The 23,894-nt window shown below is 74.1% G+C and carries 19 protein-coding genes; 8 read left to right on the forward strand and 11 right to left on the reverse strand.

Features of this window, described 5'->3' with window-relative positions; genetic code table 11:
- Positions 1-13 precede the first annotated feature (13 nt).
- Genes WME98_RS17185 through WME98_RS17195 form a run of 3 tightly spaced genes read left to right on the forward strand, consistent with a single transcriptional unit; the run spans position 14 to position 4,206 of the window.
- Complete coding sequence (locus WME98_RS17185) at positions 14-445, forward strand: hemerythrin domain-containing protein (protein WP_148314469.1); 432 nt, start codon at positions 14-16, stop codon at positions 443-445.
- Between the two features lie 55 nt (positions 446-500).
- Positions 501-3,455, forward strand: a complete 2,955-nt coding sequence (locus tag WME98_RS17190; protein ID WP_437952258.1) for a protein kinase domain-containing protein — start codon at positions 501-503, stop codon at positions 3,453-3,455.
- A gap of 7 nt (positions 3,456-3,462) precedes the next feature.
- Positions 3,463-4,206, forward strand: a complete 744-nt coding sequence (locus tag WME98_RS17195; protein ID WP_063823641.1) for a class I SAM-dependent methyltransferase — start codon at positions 3,463-3,465, stop codon at positions 4,204-4,206.
- Positions 4,207-4,323: 117 nt separating this feature from the next.
- Here WME98_RS17195 and WME98_RS17200 read toward each other — a convergent pair whose 3' ends face one another.
- The 5 genes from WME98_RS17200 to WME98_RS17220 form a co-directional block, all read right to left on the reverse strand.
- Positions 4,324-6,894 (reverse strand): hypothetical protein, encoded by a 2,571-nt coding sequence (locus WME98_RS17200; RefSeq protein ID WP_437952259.1) that lies wholly within the window; start codon positions 6,892-6,894, stop codon positions 4,324-4,326.
- Positions 6,895-7,079: 185 nt separating this feature from the next.
- Positions 7,080-7,325, reverse strand: coding sequence for a hypothetical protein (locus WME98_RS17205; protein ID WP_061622229.1), 246 nt, complete (start codon positions 7,323-7,325; stop codon positions 7,080-7,082).
- 323 nt (positions 7,326-7,648) lie between these two features.
- Positions 7,649-7,960 (reverse strand): NADH-quinone oxidoreductase subunit NuoK, encoded by a 312-nt coding sequence (nuoK, locus tag WME98_RS17210; protein ID WP_020741059.1) that lies wholly within the window; start codon positions 7,958-7,960, stop codon positions 7,649-7,651.
- 3 nt (positions 7,961-7,963) lie between these two features.
- Positions 7,964-8,479 carry an NADH-quinone oxidoreductase subunit J family protein gene (locus tag WME98_RS17215; RefSeq protein ID WP_061622227.1) on the reverse strand — a complete coding sequence of 172 codons (516 nt, stop codon included), beginning with the start codon at positions 8,477-8,479 and terminating at the stop codon, positions 7,964-7,966.
- Between the two features lie 76 nt (positions 8,480-8,555).
- The gene (locus WME98_RS17220) at positions 8,556-9,215 is read right to left on the reverse strand and encodes a NuoI/complex I 23 kDa subunit family protein (RefSeq protein WP_061622226.1); all 660 of its coding nucleotides are present in this window, start codon (positions 9,213-9,215) and stop codon (positions 8,556-8,558) included.
- 283 nt (positions 9,216-9,498) lie between these two features.
- Between WME98_RS17220 and dapA the strand changes: the two genes are divergently transcribed.
- From dapA to glyS, 4 genes are all read left to right on the forward strand, one after another.
- Positions 9,499-10,404 carry a 4-hydroxy-tetrahydrodipicolinate synthase gene (dapA, locus tag WME98_RS17225; RefSeq protein WP_437952261.1) on the forward strand — a complete coding sequence of 302 codons (906 nt, stop codon included), beginning with the start codon at positions 9,499-9,501 and terminating at the stop codon, positions 10,402-10,404.
- A 71-nt stretch (positions 10,405-10,475) separates the two neighbouring features.
- Positions 10,476-11,285: a 4-hydroxy-tetrahydrodipicolinate reductase gene (gene dapB, locus WME98_RS17230; RefSeq protein ID WP_437952262.1), complete on the forward strand. Its 810-nt coding sequence runs from the start codon at positions 10,476-10,478 to the stop codon at positions 11,283-11,285.
- Positions 11,286-11,389: 104 nt separating this feature from the next.
- Positions 11,390-13,735, forward strand: a complete 2,346-nt coding sequence (locus WME98_RS17235; protein WP_437952263.1) for a hypothetical protein — start codon at positions 11,390-11,392, stop codon at positions 13,733-13,735.
- A 407-nt stretch (positions 13,736-14,142) separates the two neighbouring features.
- Positions 14,143-16,242 (forward strand): glycine--tRNA ligase subunit beta, encoded by a 2,100-nt coding sequence (glyS, locus tag WME98_RS17240; RefSeq protein WP_437952264.1) that lies wholly within the window; start codon positions 14,143-14,145, stop codon positions 16,240-16,242.
- 111 nt (positions 16,243-16,353) lie between these two features.
- On the opposite strand, the gene WME98_RS17245 is transcribed toward glyS, so the two are convergent.
- Positions 16,354-17,094: a 3-oxoacyl-ACP reductase family protein gene (locus WME98_RS17245; RefSeq protein WP_437952265.1), complete on the reverse strand. Its 741-nt coding sequence runs from the start codon at positions 17,092-17,094 to the stop codon at positions 16,354-16,356.
- 101 nt (positions 17,095-17,195) lie between these two features.
- Here WME98_RS17245 and WME98_RS17250 point away from each other — a divergent pair, with 101 nt between their 5' ends.
- On the forward strand, positions 17,196-17,813 hold the full coding sequence (locus tag WME98_RS17250) for a TetR/AcrR family transcriptional regulator (RefSeq protein WP_437952266.1): 618 nt from the start codon (positions 17,196-17,198) through the stop codon (positions 17,811-17,813).
- Between the two features lie 56 nt (positions 17,814-17,869).
- Here the strand turns inward: WME98_RS17250 and WME98_RS17255 are convergent, their stop codons facing one another.
- From WME98_RS17255 to WME98_RS17275, 5 genes are all read right to left on the reverse strand, one after another.
- The gene (locus WME98_RS17255; RefSeq protein ID WP_437334238.1) at positions 17,870-18,355 is read right to left on the reverse strand and encodes a hypothetical protein; all 486 of its coding nucleotides are present in this window, start codon (positions 18,353-18,355) and stop codon (positions 17,870-17,872) included.
- Positions 18,356-18,594: 239 nt separating this feature from the next.
- Positions 18,595-19,485, reverse strand: a complete 891-nt coding sequence (locus WME98_RS17260; RefSeq protein WP_061627718.1) for a zinc metalloprotease HtpX — start codon at positions 19,483-19,485, stop codon at positions 18,595-18,597.
- Positions 19,486-19,947: 462 nt separating this feature from the next.
- Positions 19,948-20,601 carry a hypothetical protein gene (locus WME98_RS17265; RefSeq protein ID WP_437952268.1) on the reverse strand — a complete coding sequence of 218 codons (654 nt, stop codon included), beginning with the start codon at positions 20,599-20,601 and terminating at the stop codon, positions 19,948-19,950.
- Positions 20,598-21,530 carry an ABC transporter permease gene (locus WME98_RS17270; RefSeq protein WP_437952269.1) on the reverse strand — a complete coding sequence of 311 codons (933 nt, stop codon included), beginning with the start codon at positions 21,528-21,530 and terminating at the stop codon, positions 20,598-20,600. The genes WME98_RS17265 and WME98_RS17270 overlap by 4 nt, the downstream gene beginning before the upstream one ends.
- A 48-nt stretch (positions 21,531-21,578) precedes the next feature.
- Positions 21,579-23,759 (reverse strand): putative metal-binding motif-containing protein, encoded by a 2,181-nt coding sequence (locus WME98_RS17275; protein ID WP_437952271.1) that lies wholly within the window; start codon positions 23,757-23,759, stop codon positions 21,579-21,581.
- Between the last annotated feature and the right edge of the window lie 135 nt (positions 23,760-23,894).

A 23,894-nucleotide genomic window follows, 5' to 3' on the forward strand; every position in this document is an offset into this window, starting at 1 on the left:
CGGCCCGCGCGTCATGGAACTGGACCGGATGGTGAGCGAGCTCTTCGAGGAGGAGGAGCGCGCCCGCGAGATGGCGCGGAAGCTGATGGCGATGGCGCAGCGCTCCGCAGACGAGGCCAGCGCCGAGCGCGGGAGCCTGCTCGCGTTCCTCCGCGGTCCGATGGAGCGGCACATGCGCTGGGAGGAGACCGCGATCTTTCCTCATTTCCAGGCCCGCGGGCTCGCCGAGGAGGTCCAGGTCGCGCTGAAGCAGCACGCTGACGTGCGCGAGGCGACCGAGGCGCTGGCGAACGTCGCGCAGGGCGGCGACGTCGCGGGGAGCATCGTCACTGTCGCCCGTCTGCTCCTGCACCATACAAATTTCGAGGGCGACTACATTTATCCGGAGCTCACCCGCGACGAGTGGCGCGAGCTGATGAAGGAAACCGTTCGTCAGGGGATCTGAGGTGGTACGCAGGAACTCGACACAGATGTTCCCCTCGACGTAGGCTTTTGCCGCCGTGTCTACCGCAGCTGGTCAGGTGCTGAGCGAGCGCTACCGCCTCATCCGACCCGTGGGGCAGGGCGCGCAAGCCTCGGTGTGGGTCGCCGAGCACCTGGCGCTCGGCACCCAGGTCGCCGTCAAGCTCATCGATCCCGAGCTCGCGAAGCAGGAGGACGCCCGCGAGCGGTTCCGCCGTGAGGCGACCGCTGCAGCGCAGCTGCGCAGCACGCACGTCGTGCAGATCCTCGATCACGGCATCGAGGGCGAGCAGCCGTTCATCGTGATGGAGCTGCTCGAGGGCGAGGACCTCTTCGAGCGGCTCGCGCGGAGGCGCCGCCTCACGCTCCAGGAGACGTCGAAGATCGTGACGCAGGTCGCGCGCGCGCTCACCCGCGCGCACGGGGCCGGCATCGTGCACCGCGACCTCAAGCCGGAGAATTTTTTCCTCTGCGCGAACGAGGACGACGAGGTCGTCAAGATCCTCGACTTCGGCATCGCCAAGGTGGGCCACGGGAAGCGGGCCGCCCAGCGCACCACGGTCGGGACGCTCATGGGCACGCCGCACTACATGAGCCCGGAGCAGGTGAAGGGGCTCCGGGAGGTCGACTTCCGCGCCGACCTGTGGGCGCTCGGCGTGATCGTCTACCAGTGCGTGACGGGCGAGCTCCCGTTCGACAGCGAGGGGGTCGGCGACCTGCTGATCAAGATCTCGCTCGGCGAGATCCCGGTGCCCTCGCGGGTGAACCCGGAGCTGCCGCCGAGCTTCGACGCGTGGTTCGCGCGCGCGTGCGATCGCGATCCGGAGCAGCGCTTCAGCAGCGCGCGCGACCTCGCGGAGTCGCTCGCCCGCATCGCCGAGCTGTCGACCGAGACGGCGGCGAGCAGCGTGAGCTCGCCGCGGCCGCCGCCGATGCCGCCCCGCGCCTCGCCGACGCGCCCGCCGGCGGCCCCGCCGCGGCCGGCGATGGGCTCGACGATCCCCAAGGCGCCGCCGCTGCCCCAGGTGGGCGACCCCGCCGGCGCCATCTCGACGCGCTCGCCCGAGCGGCGGCCGAGCGAGCAGGCCGCGGACGCGGCGGCAGCTCCGCTGTCGGCCAGGCCGAGCGCGCGGGTTCCGGCGCGGCCGAGCGAGCGGCCGCCGGCGCCGCCGCGGCTCACCGAGCGGCCGCCGCTCAGCGAGCGCGCGCCGCTGTCGGTCAGGTCCGGCGAGCGGCCTCCGATGCCGCCGAGGGCCACCGAGCGGCCTCCGGCGCCGCCGAGGGCCACCGAGCGGCCTCCGGCGCCGCCGCGCCCTACCGAGCGGCCTCTGACCCCTCCGCGCGCCACCGAGCGGCCTCCGCCGACGCCGCCGCGCGCCGCCGAGCGGCTCCCCCCGGCGCCGCCGCGCGCCGCCGAGCGGCCTCCGGCGGCGTCGCTGGCTCAGGTCGGCGAGCAGCCGCCGGCGTCGTCCCAGCGGATCGAGCGGCCGCCGCTCAGCGAGCGCGCGCCGCTGTCGTCGCGGCTCGGGGATCGACCGCCGCCGCCGCCGCGGCGCAACGACAGCGCGTCGCAGCGGGCGCCGCTCTCCGCGGGCACGCCGCTCCCGCCGAGCGCGCCGCCCTCCGCGGGCACGCCGCTCCCGCCGAGCGCGTCGCCCTCCGCGGGCACGCCGCTCCCGCCGAGCGCGCCGCCCTCCGCGGGCACACCGCCCTCCGCGGCCTCCGCGGGCGCGCCGCTCGCCACCGGGGCGCCGCTCTCCGGGCCGCCGAGCAGCACGTCGCCCGCGGCGGACGGCGTCGAGGCCCCGCCTGGCTCGGAGCCGCTGGCGCTGGCGCGCAGCAAGATGCCCCGGAGGGAAGCCGACAGCGCGCCCTCGCTCGTCGACGTCGACATCGAAGAGTTCGACGACGACGTGATCGACACCGACGTGGACGAGCCCTGGGCGGCGCCGTCCGCGCCCGCGGCGCCCGCCGCGCCGGCCGACGCGGCGCCCGCCTCCGGCAAGCCCGCCGCCCACGCGCCGGCCATGCCCGCAGGTCCCGCGCCGACCGAGCCCGCAGGTCCGGCGCCGGCCGAGCCCGCAGGTCCCGCGCCGACCGAGACCGCAGGTCCCGCGCCGGCCGAGACCGCAGGTCCCGCGCCGGCCGAGCCCGCGATTCCGTCGGCCCAGAGCGGCGCTCCCGTCGCGCCGAGCGCGCCGGACGAGCCGCCGCCCGCAGCGCAGACGCCGCGCGCGCTCTCGCCGCACGACGCCGATCCGCGCGCGACCGCGCGCGACCACGGCGAGCCGCCGAGCCACGAGCGGCCGGAAGAACCCAGCGACAGCGTCAGACGAGCGGCCGTCGCTGCGGCCGTGGCCGCGTCGCCCCCCGCCTCGCTGCGCGCGTCGCGGCCGCTCGAGCCCTCGGTCGCGCCAGCCGTCGCCCCACCGGCCAGCGCCGTGCCTTCCGGCGAGACGCCGGAGCACTGGATGAAGGCGTCCAGCGTGAGCGGGCTGGCGCAGGAGGGCGAGCTTCTGGAGTTCGACCCCGGCTCGCGCCGGCGCCGGCGCGTCCGGTGGGCAGCGCTCGCGCTGGTGGCCCTCGCCGGCGTCGTCGCCTGGCAAGTCCTCCGCTCGCAGCGGCTGCCGCAGAGCGCGCCGGCGGCCGAGAGCGAGACCCCGCCGCCCGCCGCCGCGCCTGCACCTGCGCCTGCGCCCGCGCCGCCTCAGGAGCCCGCGCCCCAGCCCAGCGCCACGGCGTCGGCCCCGCCGACGGCCGCGCCCGCTGCGCAGCCGTCGGCCAGCGCCGCCGCGACGGCGCCGCCGCGGAAGCGGCGCCCGGCGCCGCCGAAGAGGCCGCGCAGAGAGCCGGCCAAGGTGGACGACCTGACGATCGAGATCCCGACCCCGCCCTCGGAGCCGGCCGGGGAAGAGCCGGCCTCGCCCCCCAGAGAGTCGCCGCCCCCGACCGCGTCGCCTCCCCAGGAAGAACCGGCCCCGCACGCAGAGTGAAGAGCGGATGGAAACGACAGCATACCAGCAGTACTCCGAGGAATCCGGCGACTGGTTGAGGAAGGGGAGGGCTCGGCTGCTGGCCCACCTGGTGCGCGAGTTCGGCCCGGGACGACGGCCCCTCGAGCTGCTGGAGGTCGGCGCCGGGGTCGGCCAGAACCTGGGTGTCCTCGCGGAGTTCGGGGCCGTCGACGCGAACGAGGTGAGCCCGCTCGGCCAGGAGGCGATCGCGAAGGCGGGCACGGCGAGGACGCTCTACAGCGCGTCGCTCCCGTTCGAGCTCGACCGGCGCTACGACGTGATCTGCGCGCTCGACGTCATCGAGCACATCGAGGACGACCGCGCCGCCCTCCGCTGGATCCACGACCACCTGAGCCCCGGCGGGATCTTCGTCGCCACGGTGCCGGCGTATCCGTGGTTGTTCAGCGATCACGACCGCGCGCTGCAGCATTTCCGCCGGTACACCGCCGGCAGCTTCCGCGCCGCGCTGCCGGCCGACTTCCACGTGGAGGCGTGCGCTTACTTCAACCAGCTCCTCTTCCCGGCCGCGGTCGGCTCGCGCGCCGTCTGGAGCGCCGCGCGCAAGCTGCGCCCGGGCAAGACCAGCATGAAGCAGCCTTCGCCGAAGTCCGGCCTCGCGTCGTCCGCGCTCGAAGCGGTCCTTCGCGCGGAGGTCGATCTCATCGCGCGCGGCCGCCGGCCGAGCTTCGGGCTGTCGGTCTTCTGCGTGGCGAGGCGCACGGCGGCCTGAGGTGGGCCCCGGTCGCCCGGGCCTCTCGCGGCCCCGGGCATCGCCGCCTCGGCGGCCGCGCCGCGGTCAAGGGCCGCCTCGCGGCAGGGCCCCCCCGCGACGGGCCGCAGGCGCGCTTCAGCGCCTGCCGGGGAGATCCTCGTCGTCGTCGGGCTCCGGGGCCATGTCCGGCTCCCCGGGGGTCGGCTCCGGCTCCGGCGCCGGCGCCGCGGCCGGCGCGCTCACCTCGCCGTCCTTTCGGAGGTAGAGGTCGAGCTTCCCCTTCCCGCCGAGGAGCACGCGCCGCTTGGCGGCGAGCCTGAAGTCGCTCCGGGCCGAGGTGGGCAGCGACTGACACTTCGGATCGACCACGGCGAACCCCGCCCGATCCAGCAGCGCCGCGGCGCTCTCGCCGGCGGGGGGACCGCTCACCCGGGGCGCGGGGTACGCGCGGTTGTTCGGCCCGAAGACCGGCACCGTCAGGTCGCTGAGCTCGTAGAGCCCCGACTTGTAGGCATTGCCGCAGCCCAGGTAGGCGACGGTGGTGGGGAACGGGGCTTGCGGGTCGGGGGGCGGGCCCATCTCGGCGAGCGTCATCCCGCGGTGCTTCGCGTGCTTCACGGTGCGCTTGAGCGCGAAATCGAAGAACATGAGATCTCCGGCGACCGTGTCCCACCCCTTGCTGACCTGGGTGTCCCAGGCGACGTGGGTCACCCCCATGCCCTTCAGGAGGTCCCAGACCTCGCGGGGCGTGCGCAGCCGGCCATAGCTGATGCCGTACTGCCAGCCGTTCCAGTCCGACAGCGTCTCGGCGCCGATCCCGAGGTGGTTGTGGTTGTCGTGCAGCAGCACGCGCGCGCCCTCGGGGAGCGCCCGGGAGATGGACTGGAACGTCGGGTAGATGTCGAATCGCTGCGCGTAGCGCTTCGCGTAGCCCTGGGAGAGGAGCTCGATCACGGCCTTGACCGGCGACTTCACCATCGCGTGGCCCGGGATGAAGTACACGTCGCCCGCCCAGACGACCTGCAGCCCGACCAGCGTGCCGAGGCCCGTCCTCGTCGCGAGGACGGCGAGCCTGCTGTCGCCTGCCGCGCGCCAGACGAGCGCGATCATCGCCGCGGTCGCGGCCGCCATCTGCGGGACGATGGCCTGGAGATACCTGTCCTGGTGGTGCGTCCAGTACCAGCAGAGGAGCCCGACCTGCACGTAGCCGACGAGCGCCCAGACGCGCCTCGTCCCCTTGAGGAACGGCAGGCAGAGGAGCAGCAGCGTGTAGACCGACCCGAAGGTGGGGACCTTGCCGTGGAACTTCGGGTAATCGTTCGGGAGGAAGGAGAAGTCGACGAGCGCCTTGAGCGTCCTCAGCACCCCGTCCAGGTTCCGCTCCGGCCGCCAGAACTGGTAGTCCTTGTAACCCCACTCGAAGATGTTGGCCGCGTCCGGCGTCCAGGGGTTCAGGGGGAGGATCTTGTACAGCGTGGGATAGAGCGGATCCGCGTAATAGACCCAGTTCTTCGCCCAGTGCGTGGAGGTGAAGAGCAGGCCCGCGGCGGCCGCGGCGAGCGGGCCGAGGTACCAGTTCTTGCGGATCGCGGGGGCGGCCTGGCCGCGGAGCGAGCGGTAGGCGAGGACGAGCGTTCGCGCGCCGAGGACGAGCGCCGGGAAGGGGACCAGGATGACCGCGCCGGTGTACTTGGTGAGCCCGGCGCCGGAGATCATCATCATCATCAGCGCGATGAAGCGCGGCGAGAGCTCCCGGTAGGCGCGGATCATCAGGGTGAACGCCGGGAGCGCGAAGATGGACGCGATGTGATCGCCGCCGACGCTCAGGCTCGAGTCGTAGAGGAAGATGCCGGGGAAGAGGAAGCGCGCCGTCCACGAGAGCCGGAGGGCGTATGGCCCGAGCCCGCGGGGGATCATCAGCCGCACGGCGGCCGGGATGGCGACGAGGGTCCAGAGGAACCCCACGAACTCCATGTGCGCGGCGAGCTCGACTTTGTCGAACAGGAGCCCGCGCGGCAGGAGGAAAGCCCACGAATAGACGAACGTCGCGAAGTGCGGATAGGTCTCGACCGTCCAGCCCTCCGGGAAGCGGCGAATACCCCCCGTGACAGCGTATTCCTCGGCCAGCGCCAGGTGCTTCCAGCGCGAGTCGAACTGGACGTTGTCGGGCGTGAGGATGACGAAGTACACCATGCCCACGCCAAGCAGCCCGAGCGCGAGGATCCCGTAGGTCCAGAGCGGCGCGGGCGGCGCCCTCCGCTGCGCGCCGCGGACGTGGCGGGTGACCCGCGTCAGATAGCCGCGGAGCGGCGCGAGCCCGGCGCCGAGCATCGCGAGCGGCAGGACCACGAAGAGCACAGGGCCGTAGAGCTTGAGGAGCCCGGCCACGCTCATGAGGAACGCGAACTCGAAGACGCCGATGGCGAAGCTCGTGGCGAGCTGCTCCACGATCGGCAGGGAGCGGCCGACAACGAGCTTGAGCGTCAGGTGGCCCGCAGAGACGCAGGCGGCCGTCCACAGCCCGCAGAGGAGCCAGTAGCCGGCATAGCGCCAGAAGAGCCAATGCTGAATGGGATAGAAGCGATGGACGAAGCTGGCGAAGAAGGCGATGGCACCAAGCAGGAGGACCGGCACGGCGATCTGCCGGACGCGCTCCCAGCGCTCACGCGCGCTTCCCGAGATTCTCGGCGTGGGCGGGGTATCCATCAGCGCTTCGCAAACCAGGTGGGCTCGACCATGAGCCCGCTCCTAGCTTGCTGCGCGCTGGATGACCAGCAGGAACGTGCCCGCGCCGTCCCTGAGCAGGAATCCACACCCGGAGGGCCGCGCTGCCCGGGAGCCGTGTCCCGCAGCCCGCCCGGGCCGCAGGGCGTCGTTCCGTGCGCGCCGCCCTAATTGAGCAGCTTCCTCGAGAGGTGCTTGACCGCCTCCTGCGCCGCGTGTCGCAGCGCGACCTCAACCGCCTTGGAGGACGTATCGCCGCGCACGAGGATGGCGCAATTGTCCCCTTCGGCCTCGAACGACGCGAGGGGGAGCTCCTTCGCCGCCTCTGCTGCGCGGATCGGCACCTGCACAGCAAGCGAGCCGACCTCGAGCTCCACGAACCCCACCAGCTCGGACTTGGATAGGTTCTGCATGCTTCGAACGTGGGTCGTCCACAGGGGCTTAGCAAGGTCAGGTTTTTCCTGCTTGTCGGTGGGATTGAGCTCCACCTGAAGCGGCAGAACGCGTGCGCGTCAAGCGCCGCCGGCGGCGCTGGCGGCGATGCGGGCCGCGGACGCGCGACGCACGGCGTGCGACGCGGTGCGCGCCGGTACGAACGCCGTGCCTGACGCGATCGTCGCGCCGTCACGCCCGTCGTGGTCCCCGCGCCCCGTCGCGCTCGTCTCGCCCGTCGCATTCGCATTCGTCGCGCTCGTCACGCTCGTCACGCTCTTCCGCACGGATGACCGCTCTCGCGTCAGTTCTTCAGGGAGGTCAGCTCGTCGGCCATGATGCTGCGGTGGTGACGGTAGACCTGGAGCACGATGGCCAGCGCGATCGCCGCCTCGCTCGCGGCGAGGACGATGATGAAGACCGTGAACACCTGGCCAGACACGCCGCCCGCGACGAAGTGCTCGAACGCGACGAAGTTGAGCGCGGCGGCGTTGAGGATGAGCTCGACGCCGAGGAGGATGCCCACCGCGTTCTTCCGCGTCATGACGGTGAACAACCCGAGGCCGAACAGCGCCGCGGCGACGCTGAGGTAATGGATGAGCCCGATCTCCTCCATCGCCTACTCCCTCTCCCAGGCGCGCCTGACGGCGCGACGCGCCAGCACGACCGCGCCGATCATGGCGCCGAGCAGGACGACCGAGCCGAGCTCGAACGGGAGCAGGTACTCGCCGAGGAACGCGTGGCCTAGCTTGGCCGTGGACGGCATCGCGGGCTTGGCCTCGGCGGGCCAGGGCGTCCGGGTCGCCACCCGGCCGAGCACGAGGAGCACCGCCGTGACCAGGACGAACGCCACGGCGGCCCCGCCGCGCGGGTTCGAGATCTTCATCTCCGCGATGCGGCTCGTGAGCATCACGGCGAAGAGGATCAGGACGAGCGTGCCGCCGACGTAGACGAGCACCTGGGTGGCCGCGAGAAAATCGGCCGACAGCGTGACGTAGAGCCCTGCGATGCCGAGGAAGGTGCCGAGCAGGGCGAGCGCGGAGTGGATGATGTTCCTGGAGAACGCGACGAGCCCGGCGGAGCCGAGCGTCAGCGCGGCGAGCCCGAGGAAGGCGAGTGCACTCGGAGAGGGCATGTGGTGAGGGGCGCGACGTTAGACCGCTGCCCATCGCCCATCAAGGGCGACGCCCCGCGACGGGCGACGCCCTCGCTCAGGCGCCCGCTCCGGCCTCTCCGCCCGCGGCTCCAGCCACCGCTCCAGCGGCCTCGGCGCCCTGCTTCCGGGCGTGCTCCCTGCGCCAGATCGCGCGCAGCTCCTCGAGCGCGGCCGGGTTGTCGCGCATCGCGCGCTCGCGGGCCTCGCGGGCGTGCGGCCCGTACTCGCCGACAGGCACCTCCCCGAGGTCCTTCGGCGCCTTGTACAGCGGGACCAGCCCCTCCGGGATGAAGCGGAAGGTGAGGTGGTCGAGCGTCGGCGCCGCCCCCTCGAACTCGCGCGTGTGGCGGATCGCGCCGGTCGACTCGGTCTTGCACGCCTCGACGCAGAGGCCGCAGTACATGCACTTGCCCATGTCGATGTCGAAGCGGCTCATCGCCTGCTTCTTCGTCGCCGGATCCTTCTCCAGGTCGATGGCGATGCACTCGATGGGGCACGCGCGCTCGCAGCGCTTGCAGCCGGTGCAGATGTCCATCTGCACCTCGAGGAAGCCGCGGTACCGCGGCGGGAGCATCTCGCTCACGGGTCGGTCCGTCTTGTCCGGATACTGGACGGTGATGGGCTCCCGGAACAGATGGGAGAACGTGACGGCCATCCCTTCCAGGATGGTGCTGGCCGCGGTGGAGATGCTCTTGATGTACTGGGCGAGATCCATGGCCGGTGCCTCTGGGACCTGACGCGCTCGGGCATACCCCCGAAGGAGCGAGGCGCCACACCGACCAGGATAGCAGACGCCCCCTCCTCGATCGCGTCCGGTCGTAGAGCCAGGCCGCCCGCCGCCGTCCGCGCCGGGCTTACGCCGGGCCGGCGCGGCGTCGCGCGGACGGCCGCGGCCGATCGGCGCCGCGCGGTTCGGGAAGCCGCGGAGAGCGCGGCGTCCGCGGCGGACCCGTCCTCTCCTGTTGACGCGCCCCCCGGGTGGCGATCATGGTCCTCGAATGACGCAGCTCCCCTTGTCGGGAACGTTCACCGCCCTGGTCACGCCGTTCACCCCTGATGGCGAAGCCGTCGACTTCGAAGCGCTCACCGCGCTCGTCGAGGCCCAGATCGCGGGCGGCGTCAGCGGGCTCGTGCCGTGCGGGACCACGGGCGAGTCGCCGACCCTGAGCGAAGCGGAGACGACCGCGGTCATCCGGCGCGTCGTCGAGGCGGCGCGCGGCCGCGTGCCGGTGGTCGCGGGGACGGGCTCGTTCTCGACGAAGAAGACGATCGAGGCCTCGCGCGCCGCGCTCGCCGCCGGCGCGGAGGGCGTGATGATCGTGATGCCGTACTACAGCAAGCCCTCGCAGGACGGGCTCCGCGAGCACACGCTGGCCGTGGCCAAGGCCGTCGCGGGGCCGGTCGTGCTCTACAACATCCCGGGGCGAACGGTGGTCGACCTCTCCGCCGAGACGACCGAGCGCATCTGCGCCGCCGCGCCCAACGTCGTCGCCATCAAGGACGCCACGGGCAACGTGCTCCGCTGCCAGGAGCTGGTGCGGCGCCTCGGCGATCGGCTCACGGTCCTGTGCGGCGACGACGCGCTGACGCTCGCGATGATGGCGCTCGGCGCGCAGGGGGTCATCAGCGTCACGTCGAACGTGCTGCCGCGCGAGACGAGCGCGGTGACCCGGCGGTTCCTGGCCGGCGACCTCGCGGGCGCGCGGGCGGCGCACCTCGCGCTGCTGGAGATCCACGGGCTCATGTTCGTCGAGCCGAACCCCTCCCCGGCGAAGGCGGCGCTGGCCGCCCTGGGCCGCATGAGCGCCGCCGTCCGGCTGCCCCTCGCGCCGGCCGGCGAGGCGACCCGGCAGCAGATCGGCGAGGCGATGAAGCGGCTCGAGGCGAGGCGCGAGGCGACGTGAAGTCGAACGGCGATCATCGAGGCGTACCGATGGGCGCGCTCTTGGGAACCGGCCAGGGAGAAGAGGCTCGCTTGCTGAAGGTCGCGATCCACGGCGCGAGCGGGAAGATGGGGCAGGCGATCGTCCGGCTCGCCGCGAACGAGCGCGCGCAGGTCGTGGGCGCGATCGTGTCGCGCGGCTCCTCCCGCATCGGCCGCGACGTCGGCGAGCTCGCGGGGACGGGCACCATCGGCGTCGCGATGAGCGACGACACCAGCGCCGGGCTGCTCGGCGCGGACGTGGTCATCGATTTCTCGCGGCCCGAGGCGCTCCCCCGGCTCCTGCACCTCGCGATGCGGGCCAAGGTCGCGGTGGTCAGCGGCACGACGCGTCTCGACGGCACGTGCGAGCGGCTGCTCGAGGAGACGGCGCAGCACGTCCCGGTCCTCTGGTCGCCGAACACGAGCATCGGCATCCACGTGCTCGCGGAGATCGCGGCGAGCGCGGCGCGCCGGCTCGGGCCCGGCTACGACGTCGAGATCGTCGAGGTGCACCACCGCGCCAAGGTGGACGCCCCGAGCGGCACGGCCGTGCGGCTGGCCGAGGCGCTGCGCGAGGCCCGCGGCGGCGCCGGCGAAGGGCCCGCGGCGCTCGCCGACGTGCACGGCCGCGAGGGCAACGTCGGCCCCCGCAAGGCGAACGAGCTCGGGATCTTCGCCGTGCGCGGCGGCGACGTCATCGGCGACCACACGGTGCACCTGCTCGGCCCCGGCGAGCGCCTCGAGCTCACGCACCGCGCCACGAGCCGCGATCTCTTCGCGCGCGGCGCGCTGCGCGCGGCGTGGCACCTGCACGGCAAGCCGCCCGGCCGATACACGATGGCCGACGTGATCGGGGGCTGAGGCGGCGCCGCCGGGCGAAGGACCGGCGATCGGCGATCGGGCGCGCCGCGCGGACAGCACAATGTGGTCAGCGGCGAGCCGCCGCACTAGGCTGCGGCGCTCGTATGGAGACGCTCGCTGCGCGGGTCGCACGTGCCGGTCCTTTGCCGGACAGGGACGCGGTGGGCTGGGTCGTCCGTCTGGCGAAGCGGATCGAGAGCCTGCACGGGCGCGGGACCGTGCACGGCCGCCTGTCGGCCGCGTGCGTGATCATCGAGGACGAGCCGTGCACGTCGCGGGGGTGGCTCTCCGATCCGCTCGCGACGCCGGCCTTCGTGGGCTACCGCTCGCCGGAGCGCGCGGCGGGCGAGGGACCGTCGCGCCGGGACGACACGTGGGCGCTCGCGGTCACCCTGTACGTGGCGCTCTCGGGGACGCTCCCCTTCCCGGCCGAGAGCGACGGGGAGCTCCGCCGCAAGCAGAGCGCCGGCGATGCGCCGCGGGTGACGCCGCCGGGGGCGGCGGGCGACGCGCTGTGGCGCGTCCTCGAGCAGGCGCTCGCGCGCGACGCGAAGCGACGGATCGTCGAGGTGGCGGCGCTGCGTCGCGCGCTGGAGGCGGCGCGGCCGAGCGACGGCCTGGGGGAGCTGCCGCCGCTCGACGAGCACGCGGTCGCGGAGCCGGCGAGGACCGTGCCCGCGCCGCGACCGTCGAACAGCGGCCTGCGGGGCGCGTCGAGCTCGCAGCCGCCGCCGCGCAGGAGCTCGCCGCCGCGCGAGAGCTCACCGCCGCGCGAGAGCTCGCCGCCGCGCGAGAGCTCGCCGCCGCGCGAGAGCTCGCCGCCGCGCAGGAGCTCGCCGCCGCGCGAGAGCTCGCCGCCGCGCAGGAGCTCGCCGCCCCGTGAGAGCTCGCCGCCGCGCGAGAGCTCGCCGCCCCGTGAGAGCTCGCCGCCGCGCTGGAGCTCCAGCTCGCAGCCGCCGCGCGGGAGCTCGCCGCCCCGCGGCCACACGAGCTCGTTGCCGCCCGGCACTGCAGGCTCCACGGCGCGCCGGACGCCGTTGCCGCTCCACGGGCTCGCGGCCCTCGGTCTCCGGTCGACGGGCGCGCCGACCACCCCGGTCCCCGAGGCGCCAGAGCGCCGCTCGACGGTGCCAGCGGTCTCGCCTGCCGCACCGCCGGGGCACGCCGACGCCCCGAGGGCGGACGCCTCCAGCGGCCCGCCCGGGGCGGCTGTTGCGGCCGCGCCGCCGGAGCAGCCGCCCCTCCCGCCCAGTGCGGCGGAGCAGCCGTCACTTGCCCTCGCACCGGCGCAGCAGCCGCCCCTCCCGCCCAGCGCGGCGGAGCAGCCGTCACTTGCCCTCGCACCGGCGCAGCAGCCGCCCCTCCCGCCCAGCGCGGCGGAGCAGCCGTCCCTTGCCCTCGCACCGGCGCAGCAGCCGCCCCTTTCGCCCGCGCCCGCGGAGCGGCCGCCCCTCGCGCCGGCGCCGCTCGTCACCGCAAACGAACCGACGAGCCGGCGGCCTAGCCGCGCTCGGCCCGCACGCATCGACGGCGAGCTGCCCCCGGCTCCGTCCGCGCTGGCGACCGAGGGCGCCGCCGTGCACGTCGGCGCGCCCGATGCGCCGCGCCCCCCGGGGCCCGATCGGGGCGCACGCGGCAGCGCGCCCTCCGCGGCGCGCCGCGTGGCCATGCTGGCCCTGTACGCCGTGGTCTTCGCGGGCGCCGCAGCGGCGGCCTGGTTCTGGATGCGCCGCCGCGATCCCGCGCCGCCGCCGTCCCTCCCCGCCTTGCCTGCCGGCTCGGACGTCGCTCCCGCCGCCTGCGTCGCCCCCGCGGCGCCGAGCGCCCCGGCGGCCGAGGACGCCGCCGTCTCGGGCGATGCGGCCGTGGCGGCGCCGGTGGACGCCGGCGCCGCGAGCGCAGACGCCGCGGCGAGCGCAGCGCCGGACGCCGCGGCGGGCTTCGCCGCCTGCGCGATGCCGATCTTTCCGGGCAAGGGCGTCGACGCCGCGACCGCGGGCCAGCTCGGGTTCCTCTGCACCGAGGTCGACCCGATGAAGGGCGTCGCGGCGCTCAAGGGCCACCTCGCCAGGGCCGCCGGGCCCGAGGGGATCTCGGACGCGACGAAGGAATGGGGCGTGCTCGGCTGGTACGACATGGCGGCGCTCGCCACCCTGCGCGCCCGCTGCTGCCATGCCCCGCCGCCCCTCGCGCTGCCCCGCGCGCCGGAGGGCTGCCTCCCGCTCGACGAGGCGCTGAACGACCTCGGCGCGGCGGTCGCGTCCGCGTCTGCGCCGGACGATCGGGCCGTCGCGAGGGCGTCCCGCCGGTACACGCGGGCAGCCCAGTGCGTCGTGCGCGTCGGCGCGGCGACCTGGTACGGACGCAAGAGCAAGCCGAACGGAGGCGAGGCGAGCGCCTTCAAGAAGGTGCTCGCGCGCGCGCTCCAGCAGACGACGCAGGCCCGCTGAGCCGCGCAATCGGCGTCGGGGCGCGGTCCGGGCAGGCGCGCCGCGCGGCCAGGCTTCGAACGCCGCGCGCAGCCCGGGCGGGCCGCGCGCAGCGGGGGCGGCCGCGCGCGGCGTAGGCTAGTACCGCGGATCAGAACTCCCGCCAGGGCTCTGCCTCACGAGCGATAGAGAAGTAAACGCAAAGGCGCAAAGGCGCAAAGGCGCAAAACTACAAATCTTTTTTGCGCCTTTGCGCCTTTGCGCCTTTGCGTTGAACTCTCGCTCCGGATCCCTGGCCGGACTTCTGGCGGCGGAACTTAGGCTGCTGGCCGGCGGCTGGCGGCCGGCCGCTGGCCCGGCGCGCAGCGCTGCCCGGTCGCTCGACCGCCTCGCCGGACGGGCGGTTCTGGGGTAGCGTCCGCGGTCCCATGTCCAACGAAGCGAGCGATCTCCTGCTCGAAATCGGCGTCGAGGAGCTCCCCTCGTCGTTTGTCGAGGCCGCGCTCCGCGCGCTCCCGGATCTCGCAACGAAGCGCCTCGCGGAGCTCAGGCTCCGCCACGGCGCGATGCGCGCGCTCGGCACCCCGCGGCGCCTCGCGCTGCTCGTCTCCGGGGTCGCGGCGCGCCAGCCCGACCTCGAGGAGGAGGTCACCGGCCCGCCCGTCAAGGCGGCCTTCAAGGACGGCGCGCCCACCAAGGCGGCCGAGGCGTTCGCGCAGAAGCTCGGGTGCGCGGTCGCCGATCTGCGGCGCGTCGAGGGGCCGAAGGGCGAGTACCTCGCGGGCACGCGGCGCGAGGCCGGCAGGCCCGCGGCCGAGCTCCTCCCGGAGGTCCTGACCTCGCTCGTCGCGGCCATCCCCTTCCGCAAATCGATGCGCTGGGGGAACGGCGAGTTCGCGTTCGGCCGCCCCATCCAGTGGCTCGTCGCGCTCTCCGGCGCCGACGTCATCCCCATCGAGATCGCCGGCGTCCGCAGCGGCCGCACGAGCCGCGGCCACCGCTTCCTCGCGCCGGGCGAGATCGCCCTCGGCGCGGCCAAGGACTACGTCGAGGCGATGCGCGCGGCGCACGTGATCGTCGACCCCGGCGAGCGCGCGCGCCTGATGCGCGAGCGCCTGCTCGCCGCCGCGCGGGACGCCGGCGGGGCGCTCATCGAGGACGACTTCCTGATCGGCGAGAACCTGTCCCTCGTGGAGGAGCCGCACGTCATCATCGGCAGCTTCGAGGAGCGGTTCCTCGACCTGCCCGAGCGGGTGATCCTCGAGGTCGCGCGCGGGCACCAGCGCTACTTCGGCGTCCGCGACGCGAAGACGGGCGCGCTGCTCCCGAAGTACCTCGCGGTCGTCAACACCGCGGAGGCGCCCGAGAAGATCAAGAGCGGCAACGACACGACCATGCGCGCGCGCCTCTCGGACGCACAGTTCTTCTACCGGGAGGACGTCAAGCTCCCGCTCGCCAGCCGGCGCGAGAAGCTCGGCGGCATCGTGTTCCAGAAGCGGCTCGGCAGCGTGCTCGCGAAGGCCGAGCGCGTCGAGCGGCTCGCCCGCGAGCTCGGCCTGCTGCTGATGCTGCCGGAGCCGACGCTCGTGGCGGCCGCCTCGGGGGCGCACCTCGCGAAGTGCGACCTCGTCGCGCTGATGGTCGGCGAGTTCCCCGAGCTCCAGGGCGAGATGGGCCGCGCCTACGCGCTCGCCCAGGGCGTCAGCCCCGAGGTCGCCGACGTGATCCGCGATCACTACCTGCCGAAGGGCGCCGCGGACGCGACCGCGCCGACGCACGCCGGCGCGCTCGTCGCGATCGCCGATCGGCTCGACACGCTCGTCGGCTGCTTCGCGATCGGGCTCATCCCCACGAGCACGGCCGATCCGTACGGGCTCCGCCGCGCCTGCCTCGGCGTGCTGCGCACGCTCCTGGATCGCGACCTCGATCTGCGCCTCGGCGCCGCGTTCAGCGCCGCGTACGACGGCTACGCCGGCGTGAAGCTCGACGCCTCGCGCGAGTACCTCACGGCGCGCCTCGGCGAGTTCTTCGTCGAGCGGCTGCGCGGCCTGCTCTCCGATCGGCTCCCGCAGGACGCGGTCCTCGCGTGCCTCCCCGTCGCCGCGGGTCGCCCGCTCGATCTCCGGGCGCGCGTGCGCGCGATCGACGCGCTCAGCCCCGAGGTCCGCGCCCGGGTCGGCGAGGTCTTCAAGCGGGCGACCAACATCGCCGACAAGGCGCCGCCCGGCGAGCCGGTCGCGCCGTTCGGCCAGGACGTGCACGCGAGCGAGACGGCGCTCTTCGCGGGCTACCTCAAGCTGCGCGAGCAGATCGCGTCGGACGTCCGGAGCGGCGCGTACGACTCCGCCTTCAGGGCGGTGGCGGACTTCGCGCCGCTCCTGCACCAGTACTTCATCGACGTGTTCGTGATGACCGACGACGCGGCCGTGCGCGACAACCGCCTGCGCCTGATGCGCGCCCTGTCGGAGACCTGCGCGAGCCTGGCGAGGCTCGAGCTGCTCGGCGAGGCGCCGCGCGCGGCGTCCTAGCGCCGCCCGGGCCGAGCGCCGACAGCCCGAGCGGCGCGCCGTCCGGCCGGCGAGCCTCCTCGCCGGCCGCGGCGCTCGCGCAGGGCAGCGGCGGCGACCGCCACGGCGCTCTCAGGCTGCGAAGCCGCCGTCGACCGCGATCGTCGCGCCGGTGATGAAGCGCCCGCTCTCTCCGGCGAGGTGAGCGACCGTGGCGGCGATATCGTCGCCGGTGCCGTAGTGACCGACGGCGAGCTGGCTCCGCTGCTCGTCCGCGCCCGGGCCGCTGGCCGGGTTCATGTCGGTGTCGATCGGGCCCGGCTGAACGAGGTTGGCGGTGATGCCGCGCTGCCCGAGGTCGCGGGCGAGCCCCTTGGTGAGGCCCACCAGCGCCGCCTTGCTCATCGAATACAGGGTGATGCCCGGCCCCGGCACCCGGTCGGCCAGGCAGCTGCCGATGCTGATGATGCGCCCGCCCGCGCCCATGTGCCGCGCCGCGGCCTGGGCGGCGAGGAACGAGGCCCGCACGTGGATCGCCAGCGTCCGGTCCACCTGCTCGAGCGTCAGGGCCTCGAGCGGCCCCATGATGGCGATGCCGGCGTTGTTGACGAGGATGTCGATCCGACCGAGCTCGGCCACGGTCCGCTCGACCGCGTGGACGACCTGCGCCGGATCCGCGCTGTCCGACGCGATCGCCAGCCCCCGCCGACCCGCCGCCTCGACCTCGGCGACCACCGCGCGCCCCTTTTCCGGAGCGCTCACGTACGTCAGGGCCACATCCGCCCCGTCCCGCGCCAGCCGCTTGACGATCGCCGCGCCAATCCCGCGGCTGCCTCCGGTCACCAGCGCCACCTTGCCAACAAGCTCCGACATGTCTACCTCATTTCTGTGTCGATCAGCACAAAATCTATACTGCGCCGGGTGACGGGGGGTCAACCGATTTATTTATCGATCGGCACAGAAAGGTCGTCGTGATGGCCGGACGGGGGCGTCCACGCGGCTTCGACCGGGCCGCAGCGTTGCGGCGGGCGATGGAGGTGTTCTGGGAGCGGGGCTACGAGGGCACGTCGCTGAGCGATCTCACGGCCGCGATGGGCATCAACTCGCCGAGCCTCTACGCCGCGTTCGGCTGCAAGGAGGCGCTGTTTCGCGAAGCGGTGGCGCTCTACGGCGAGGTCGAGGGCGCGGCGACGGGCCGGGCGCTGCGCGAGGAGCCGACGGCGCGCAGGGCGGTCGAGGCCATGCTGCGCAGCAACGTGGAGGCTTACGCGAGCCCGGGAAAGCCGAGCGGCTGCATGATCGTGCTCGCCGCGACGCTCGGTACGCCGGAGAGCGAGGGCGTGCGCAGCCACCTCGCCGCGTGCCGGCGGGGCGCGCTCGACGAGCTCCAGCGGAGGCTGGATCGCGGCGTCGCCGAGGGCGACCTGCCGGCGGGCACCGACACGGCGGCGCTCGCCGCCTTCTACACCACGGTGCTCCAGGGCCTCTCCATCCAGGCCCGCGACGGCGCCCCGCGCGAGGCGCTGGAGGCGATCGTCGACTGCGCCATGGCCGCCTGGGATGCGCTGGCGCGGCCCCGCGCTGCGGTCTGAGCGGGGCCGGCGGCCGGACGCCGCCGGCGGCTTCAGCGCTCCCGACCTGCGTCGCGCTACACGGTCTCGGGCACGAGGATCCGCTTCGTGCCCTTCCCTCGCTTCTGCTTCTTCGTGGGCTTCTGCTCCAGCCCGAGCTGCTTCCCGATCGCCTTGCGCGCCTCGCGCGCGACCTTCCGGACCCGCTTCGCCTCTGCCTGGGTGATCACCCCGTCCCTGGCGGCCGCGTCGACCGCCGCCCGCACCTTGGCCTGGACCTCGTCGAGCGCCTTCCGGACCTCGGCGCGGCGCGCCTCCGGGACGCCGCCCTTCTGCATCTTCGCCTCGACCCTCGCGCGCAGCTTCGCGCTCTTCTCGTCGACCCGCTTGCTGAAGCCGGCGGCGTCCTGCGGGAACGGGGCCGCGCCCTTGCCCCGGCCCTGACGCGGCGCCTCCGCGGCCGCCGCGGTGGTCTCCTCGGCAGCGGCGGCGGCCGGGGCGGCGATGGCCGTGAGGGCGGCGAGCGCGGCGAGCGTTGATGCGATGCGAGGGAGCTTGTTCATCATCCTGCCTCTCGAGATGACACCGTGCGGTGCGAGACTGAGGTCGCGTCACGAGCCGCGGCGCCGAGGGCGCCGCGCGCTCTCCCCGTGGGACGTGGAGCGAGCGACGCTATTCCCGCCTCACGGGGATCGCCAGTTCGGCGCCGAGCGCCAGGCTGGCCGCACGGACGGGGATGCCGGCAGGAGCATCTCCGCGACGGCTGAGGCCGCGCGCCCCGACGCATCGCGCCTCGCCGCCGTCACGCCAGCGCGCTTGCCCTCCTCGGGGAGGCCGCGCGGCCGCCGCTGGCCGCCATCGACAGCAGCCGGCTGACGCGCTCCTCGGTCGTCGGGTGCGTCGAGAACCACTTCAGCACGGAGCTCGCCCCGGCGAGCGGGCTCACGATGAAGAGGCTCGCCGTGGCCGGACGGGCGGACTCGGCGGGGATGAGCGCCACGCCGTGCTCCAGCTTGGACAGCGCGCTGGCGAGCGCCTCCGGGTCGCCGCACAGCTGCGCCCCGGTCTCGTCCGCCATGTACTCGCGCGAGCGCGAGATGCCGAGCTGAACGAGCGTGGCCGCGATGGGAGCGACGATCGCGAGCGCCAGCCCGCCGAGCGGGCTCTCCCCCTCCTCGTCGTCCGATGAGCCGCCGAACAGCCCGGCGAAGCTCACGGCGTGCGCGATCCACGTGATGCCCGAGGCGAACGCCGCCGCGATGGTCGACACCAGGATGTCGCGGTTCTTGATGTGCGCGATCTCGTGCGCCAGCACGCCGCGCAGCTCGCGCTCGGTCAGGAGCTGCATGATCCCTTCGGTGACCGCGACGACGCCGTGCTCCGGGTTGCGCCCGGTGGCGAAGGCGTTCGGCTGCGCGTCCGGGATGACATAGACCCGCGGCTTCGGGATCTCCGCCCGCCGCGAGAGCTCCTCCACCATCCGGTGCAGGCCGGGCGCCTCCTCGGGCGCGACCTCGGCGGCCCGGTGCACCGCGAGCACGATGCGATCCGACATGAAATACGCGCCCAGGTTCATCGCGAGCGCGAGGACGCCGAACAAGACGAGGTACCCCGGCCCGAGCGCCCCACCGATGGACACCAGGATTGCCGACATGACGCCGAGCAACAGGATCGTCTTGATCTGATTCTTCATGAAACCCGTCACCTCCACGGAACGGAGCGCAGCAAACGCTGCTCCCTCATCATCGATGTGTCGTGCACCGCGGCTTTGCAATGCCGCGTGCCAGCCGATCAGCAGGCGTCACGGCCCGTCGATTCCCGAGGTGGCCGTCGGGACCGGCCGGCCCGTTTCGCCGCCCCATTTCGCCGCGGTCGGCCCATTTTGCCCCGTTCGCGATCCGTGGAGCGGGTCTCGCTCGGGCTTCATGCAGACGTCCCCCGTCCCCCGTCTCCCGTCTCCCCTCTCCCGTCCCCGGTCCCCCGTCCCCCCTCTCCCGTGTTCGTCCTTCGTGCGCGTGCGCGTGCGCGATTCCCCGGCGTCAGCGCGCACGCGCACGCGCACGGCGAGGAGCACGGAAGACGGAAGACGGAAGACGGAAGACGGAAGACGGAAGACGGAAGACGGAAGACGGAAGGTCGAGACGCGGAGCGGCGGTCAGGCCTGCCAGATCGCCAGCAGCCACACCGCGATCCCGGCCGCGCACACCGCGAGCCCCGGCACGGCACGCGGCCACACCCACTGGCCCGTCACCGTCACCGCGCGCCGCACCACCCAGATGGCACCCGCGACCCACGCCACGAAGGCCGCCACGAGCGCGACGACCCAGCCGACCCGCGGCGCGTCGTCGCGCGCGAGCGCGGCGACGTGCTCCCGCGCGACCACGGCCGCTGGCTCGGTCCGGGTGCCCGGCGGGCGCGGCGCGGCCGCCGAGAGCCGGGCGATCGCCCCGTTGGCCTGCTCCAGATCCTCAGCGTGCGGCGTCGTGAGCCACCGCGTCTCCAGGGCGGCCGTGCGCACCGCGCGCCAGGCGAAGAGCGCCGTGTCGGGCTGGCCGAGACCCTCCGCCGCCGTCGCGAGCGCGATCAGCCGCTCGTAGGCCACGCGCACGTGGGGGGCGCCGGGAGCGTACCAGCTCGCCGCCCGCCGCGCGTGGAGCGCCGCCGCGTGCGGATCGCCGGCGAGCAGGGCGGCCGTGCTCTCGGCGATCTCCCGCTCGCCGGCGACCACCACGCGCAGCGACGCCGCGCCAAGGAGGAAGCCGGCGACCGCGATGCCGCGCACGACGCCGAGCACGACCGAGAGCTTCACAGAAAATCGCGCTTCTTGAAGACGAACGCCGCCACCGCAAGGAGCCCGAGCGCCCAGCCGGCGCACGTGATCGACGCCCACCCCAGGTAGACCAGGAGGTTCGCGTCGGCGACCTCGCCCGCGAGCAGCGGGCGGGGCGGCACGTAGATCTGCAGGTTGGGCACGACCCGGGAGAGGGCGCGCCCCGCGGCGCTGATCTGGGGGCCGAAGTACTTCACCGGCAGCTGGGCGAGCGCGTCGGCGTTGCGCCCGACGAGGAAGATGCCGAGCGTGAGCAAGGCGGACAGGAACGGCGTCGAGAACGAGGAGAACAGCGTGGCCACGGCCGCGACGATGCCGACCTCGAGGAACGCGAGCGCGCTGCCGGCGAGGACGACGCGCTGCTCCGTGGGAGCGCCGGCCGAGAGGACCACGCCGAGGACGAGGAAGACCGCCGACCACGGGATGAACCCGTACGTGCGCAGCAGCGGAGAGCGCCACGCGGCGAGGCCGAGCGCCGCGAGCGAGGCGGCGCCGGCGCCCGCGACGAGCGCGAGCGAGCGGCCGGCCAGGACGGCGCTGATCAGCAGCACGAGCCCGGTGTCGGCCAGGATGAACACCGCGAGCGTGAGCAGCGTGCCGAGGTACTTGCCGACGAGGTACTCGCCGCGGCGGACCGGGCGGGCCAGGATCGGGAAGATCGTCTTCTGCTCGAGCTCGCGGTACAGCGACGTCGCGCCGATGATGATCGCGACCGCGATGCTGAACAGCGAGATCGACGCGACGCCGAGATCGCTGACCACGCGCGCCCCGTTGCGGAGCGTGTAGGCGCCGACGATGATCGAGTAGAAAGCGACCGCGAAGGCCACGCCCGCCAGGCCAATGAGGATGCGCGCCCGAAGCGATTCCCGGTAGGTGTTGAGGGCGATCGCAGAGATGCGGCCGAACATCGGGGCGACGTTAGCAAGGGAGAGGGGGCGCTTGCAAAGGGCCGCGGGTCAGGGATCGACCTCGTCGACGGCGTCGACGACCCGCACGTCGAGGAACCACAGGCCGTGCGCCATCGCGTGGCCGTCGATCTGGAGGTAGTAGACGCCCGGATCGAGCACGAGATCGAGGAAGCTGCGCTGGGGGCCCGTACCGATCGTGCAGGAAAGCGGCATTTCGGTGCCGGGGCAGCCCGGGCCGCGGCGGACCGAGAGCAGCGTCTCGTAGGCCGAGCCGGCCATGTCGAGCACCACCCGGCGGCGCGCCGTGAGCGTGAGCTTCAGGAGCTGGTCCCGGGCGCCGCGGTCTTGGGTGCCGGCGCGATCGCACCCCGCGTCGAAATCCGCGGCGGCGTTGGTCGTGTTGCCCTGGAAGAACCCGCCGGTCTCCGGGATCTCCAGCGCGCCCGCGCACGCGTCGGCGAAGGGCACCAGCGTGGGCGGCGCCGCCGGCCGCACGAACGCCGTCACGCTCACCGGCTGGCCGAGCTGCGCCTCGGCCACCACGCGGTACGACCCCGGCGGGACGCCGCGCCGCGCGCTCCGGAGCGGGCTGACGTCGCCCTCGCCGCACGCGAGCCGGTCGCCGGCGCCGCCGCACGCCGGCGCGGACAGGGCGATCGAGCCGCTGTCGCCGGCCGACAGCCGCTCGACCAGGAGCACGTCGGACGCGACGTCCAGATCGAGCGCGTACACGGCGTCGACCGCCGCCGGGCCGCAGCCGAGGTCGACGTCGTCCTGGTGGCCGAGCAGCGACACGGCGACCGTCCGGTTCGGCGCGAGCGGCGCCGCCTCGGCGCAGCCCTCGTCCGGCGGCGGATCGGTCGGCGGCGCGAGCTCCAGCGTGAGGAGCACCGAGGTCGGCGCCGTCGCCGAGACGGCGACGGCGTAGACCCCCGCGGGCAGCGCGCGCCGGAAGAGGTGCGGCGCCGCCGCCGTCTGGCAGGTGAGCTCGTCCTCGGGCAGCGCGCACCCCTCGGACCGCAGCGAGAGCGAGGGCTCGCCGTCGCCGTCGGTCGAGATCGCGTAGAGGTCGACGTCGCGGGGCTCGGTGAGCTCGAACGTGTAGACGAGCTCCCCGAGGTCGGTCTCGCACGCGGTCCCGAGATCCCGCGCGGCGTCGAGGATCGTCGCCAGGACCGGCGCGCCCGGCTCGAGGGGCGCCGCGGTGCCGCACGTCTCGTTCTCGGGCGCCGGCGAGGGCGGCAGGAACGCGACGTCGACGACCACCGGCGCGCCCTCCGCGGTGGTCACGTAGACCGGCAGCGCCGTCGCGCGCTCCGGATCGCCGAGGCCGCGGCCCCGGAGCTTCGCGAGCTTGCCGCCGTCCGCGCTGGGGTGCGGGCGCCCGCACGCGAGCTCGGTCGCGGCGTCGCCGCACTGGCCGGCGAGCGTCACCGCGACGTCGGTGCCCTCCGTCCGCGCGGTCACCTGCACGTCGACCGGCGGCCCCGGCGGCAGGAGCACCGCGGCCACCACGTCGCGCGTGCTCATCGGGCGGGGCAGGCCGCACGAGCTCGCGTAGTGGAACCCCGCGCCCGCGGTGTTCATCGCGTACGAGCCCGGCGCCGAGATCTCCAGCGCGTCGGCGCACGTGTCGTGCTCCGGCGAGACGCAGCCGGGCTCATCGGTGCGCCCGTCGCAGTCGTCGTCCCGGTCGTTCCCGCAGATCTCGGGCTGCAGCGACGACGCCGTGGGATCGGCGTCGTCGCAGTCGCCCCCGCCGCAACGCGCGTCGGGATCGCCGTCGAGGTCGGCGTCGCGCGGGGCGCTCGAGCACGTCCTGGTCGGCTCGTCGCAGGCGTCGATCGTGCAGGTGCTCCCGTCGCCGCACGCGATCGGCTCGCCAGGCACGCAGCCGAGGCGCGGGTTGCACCGCTCGACCCCGTCGCAGTAGACGTCGTTCTGACACGCGCTGTCGTCCGGCGTGAAACGGCACCGGCCTGCGCTGGTGTCGCAGGCATCGAAGGTGCAGGGAAATCCGTCCTCACATTGATCGTCGTCGACGCACGGACCGCCGAGCGTCGGGTCCGCCGGAGCCTGCTCGCCCCCTGCGCCGCCCGCGCCGCCTTCGCCGCCGGCCCCGCCTGCTCCGCCCGCCGACGGGAAGGGGCTCGGCGCGCTCGAGCCGCAGGCGGCGGCCCCGAGCGCGGCCGTCGCGGCTGCGGCACAGAGAAGAGCGAGAGGCGTCAAGGAGGAAGAAGAGCGAGTTCGCATCGAACGAGGTGAGCGGCAATGAGCGTAGCAGGGCACCGCCACGTCTGGCATCATGGCGCGCGATTCCGCGGAGCGTGGCGGATAGAGGGAAAAACAGGGTGACCAGCGACA

The organism is Sorangium sp. So ce296 (assembly GCF_051529605.1).
Taxonomy (GTDB): domain Bacteria; phylum Myxococcota_A; class Polyangia; order Polyangiales; family Polyangiaceae; genus Sorangium; species Sorangium cellulosum_D.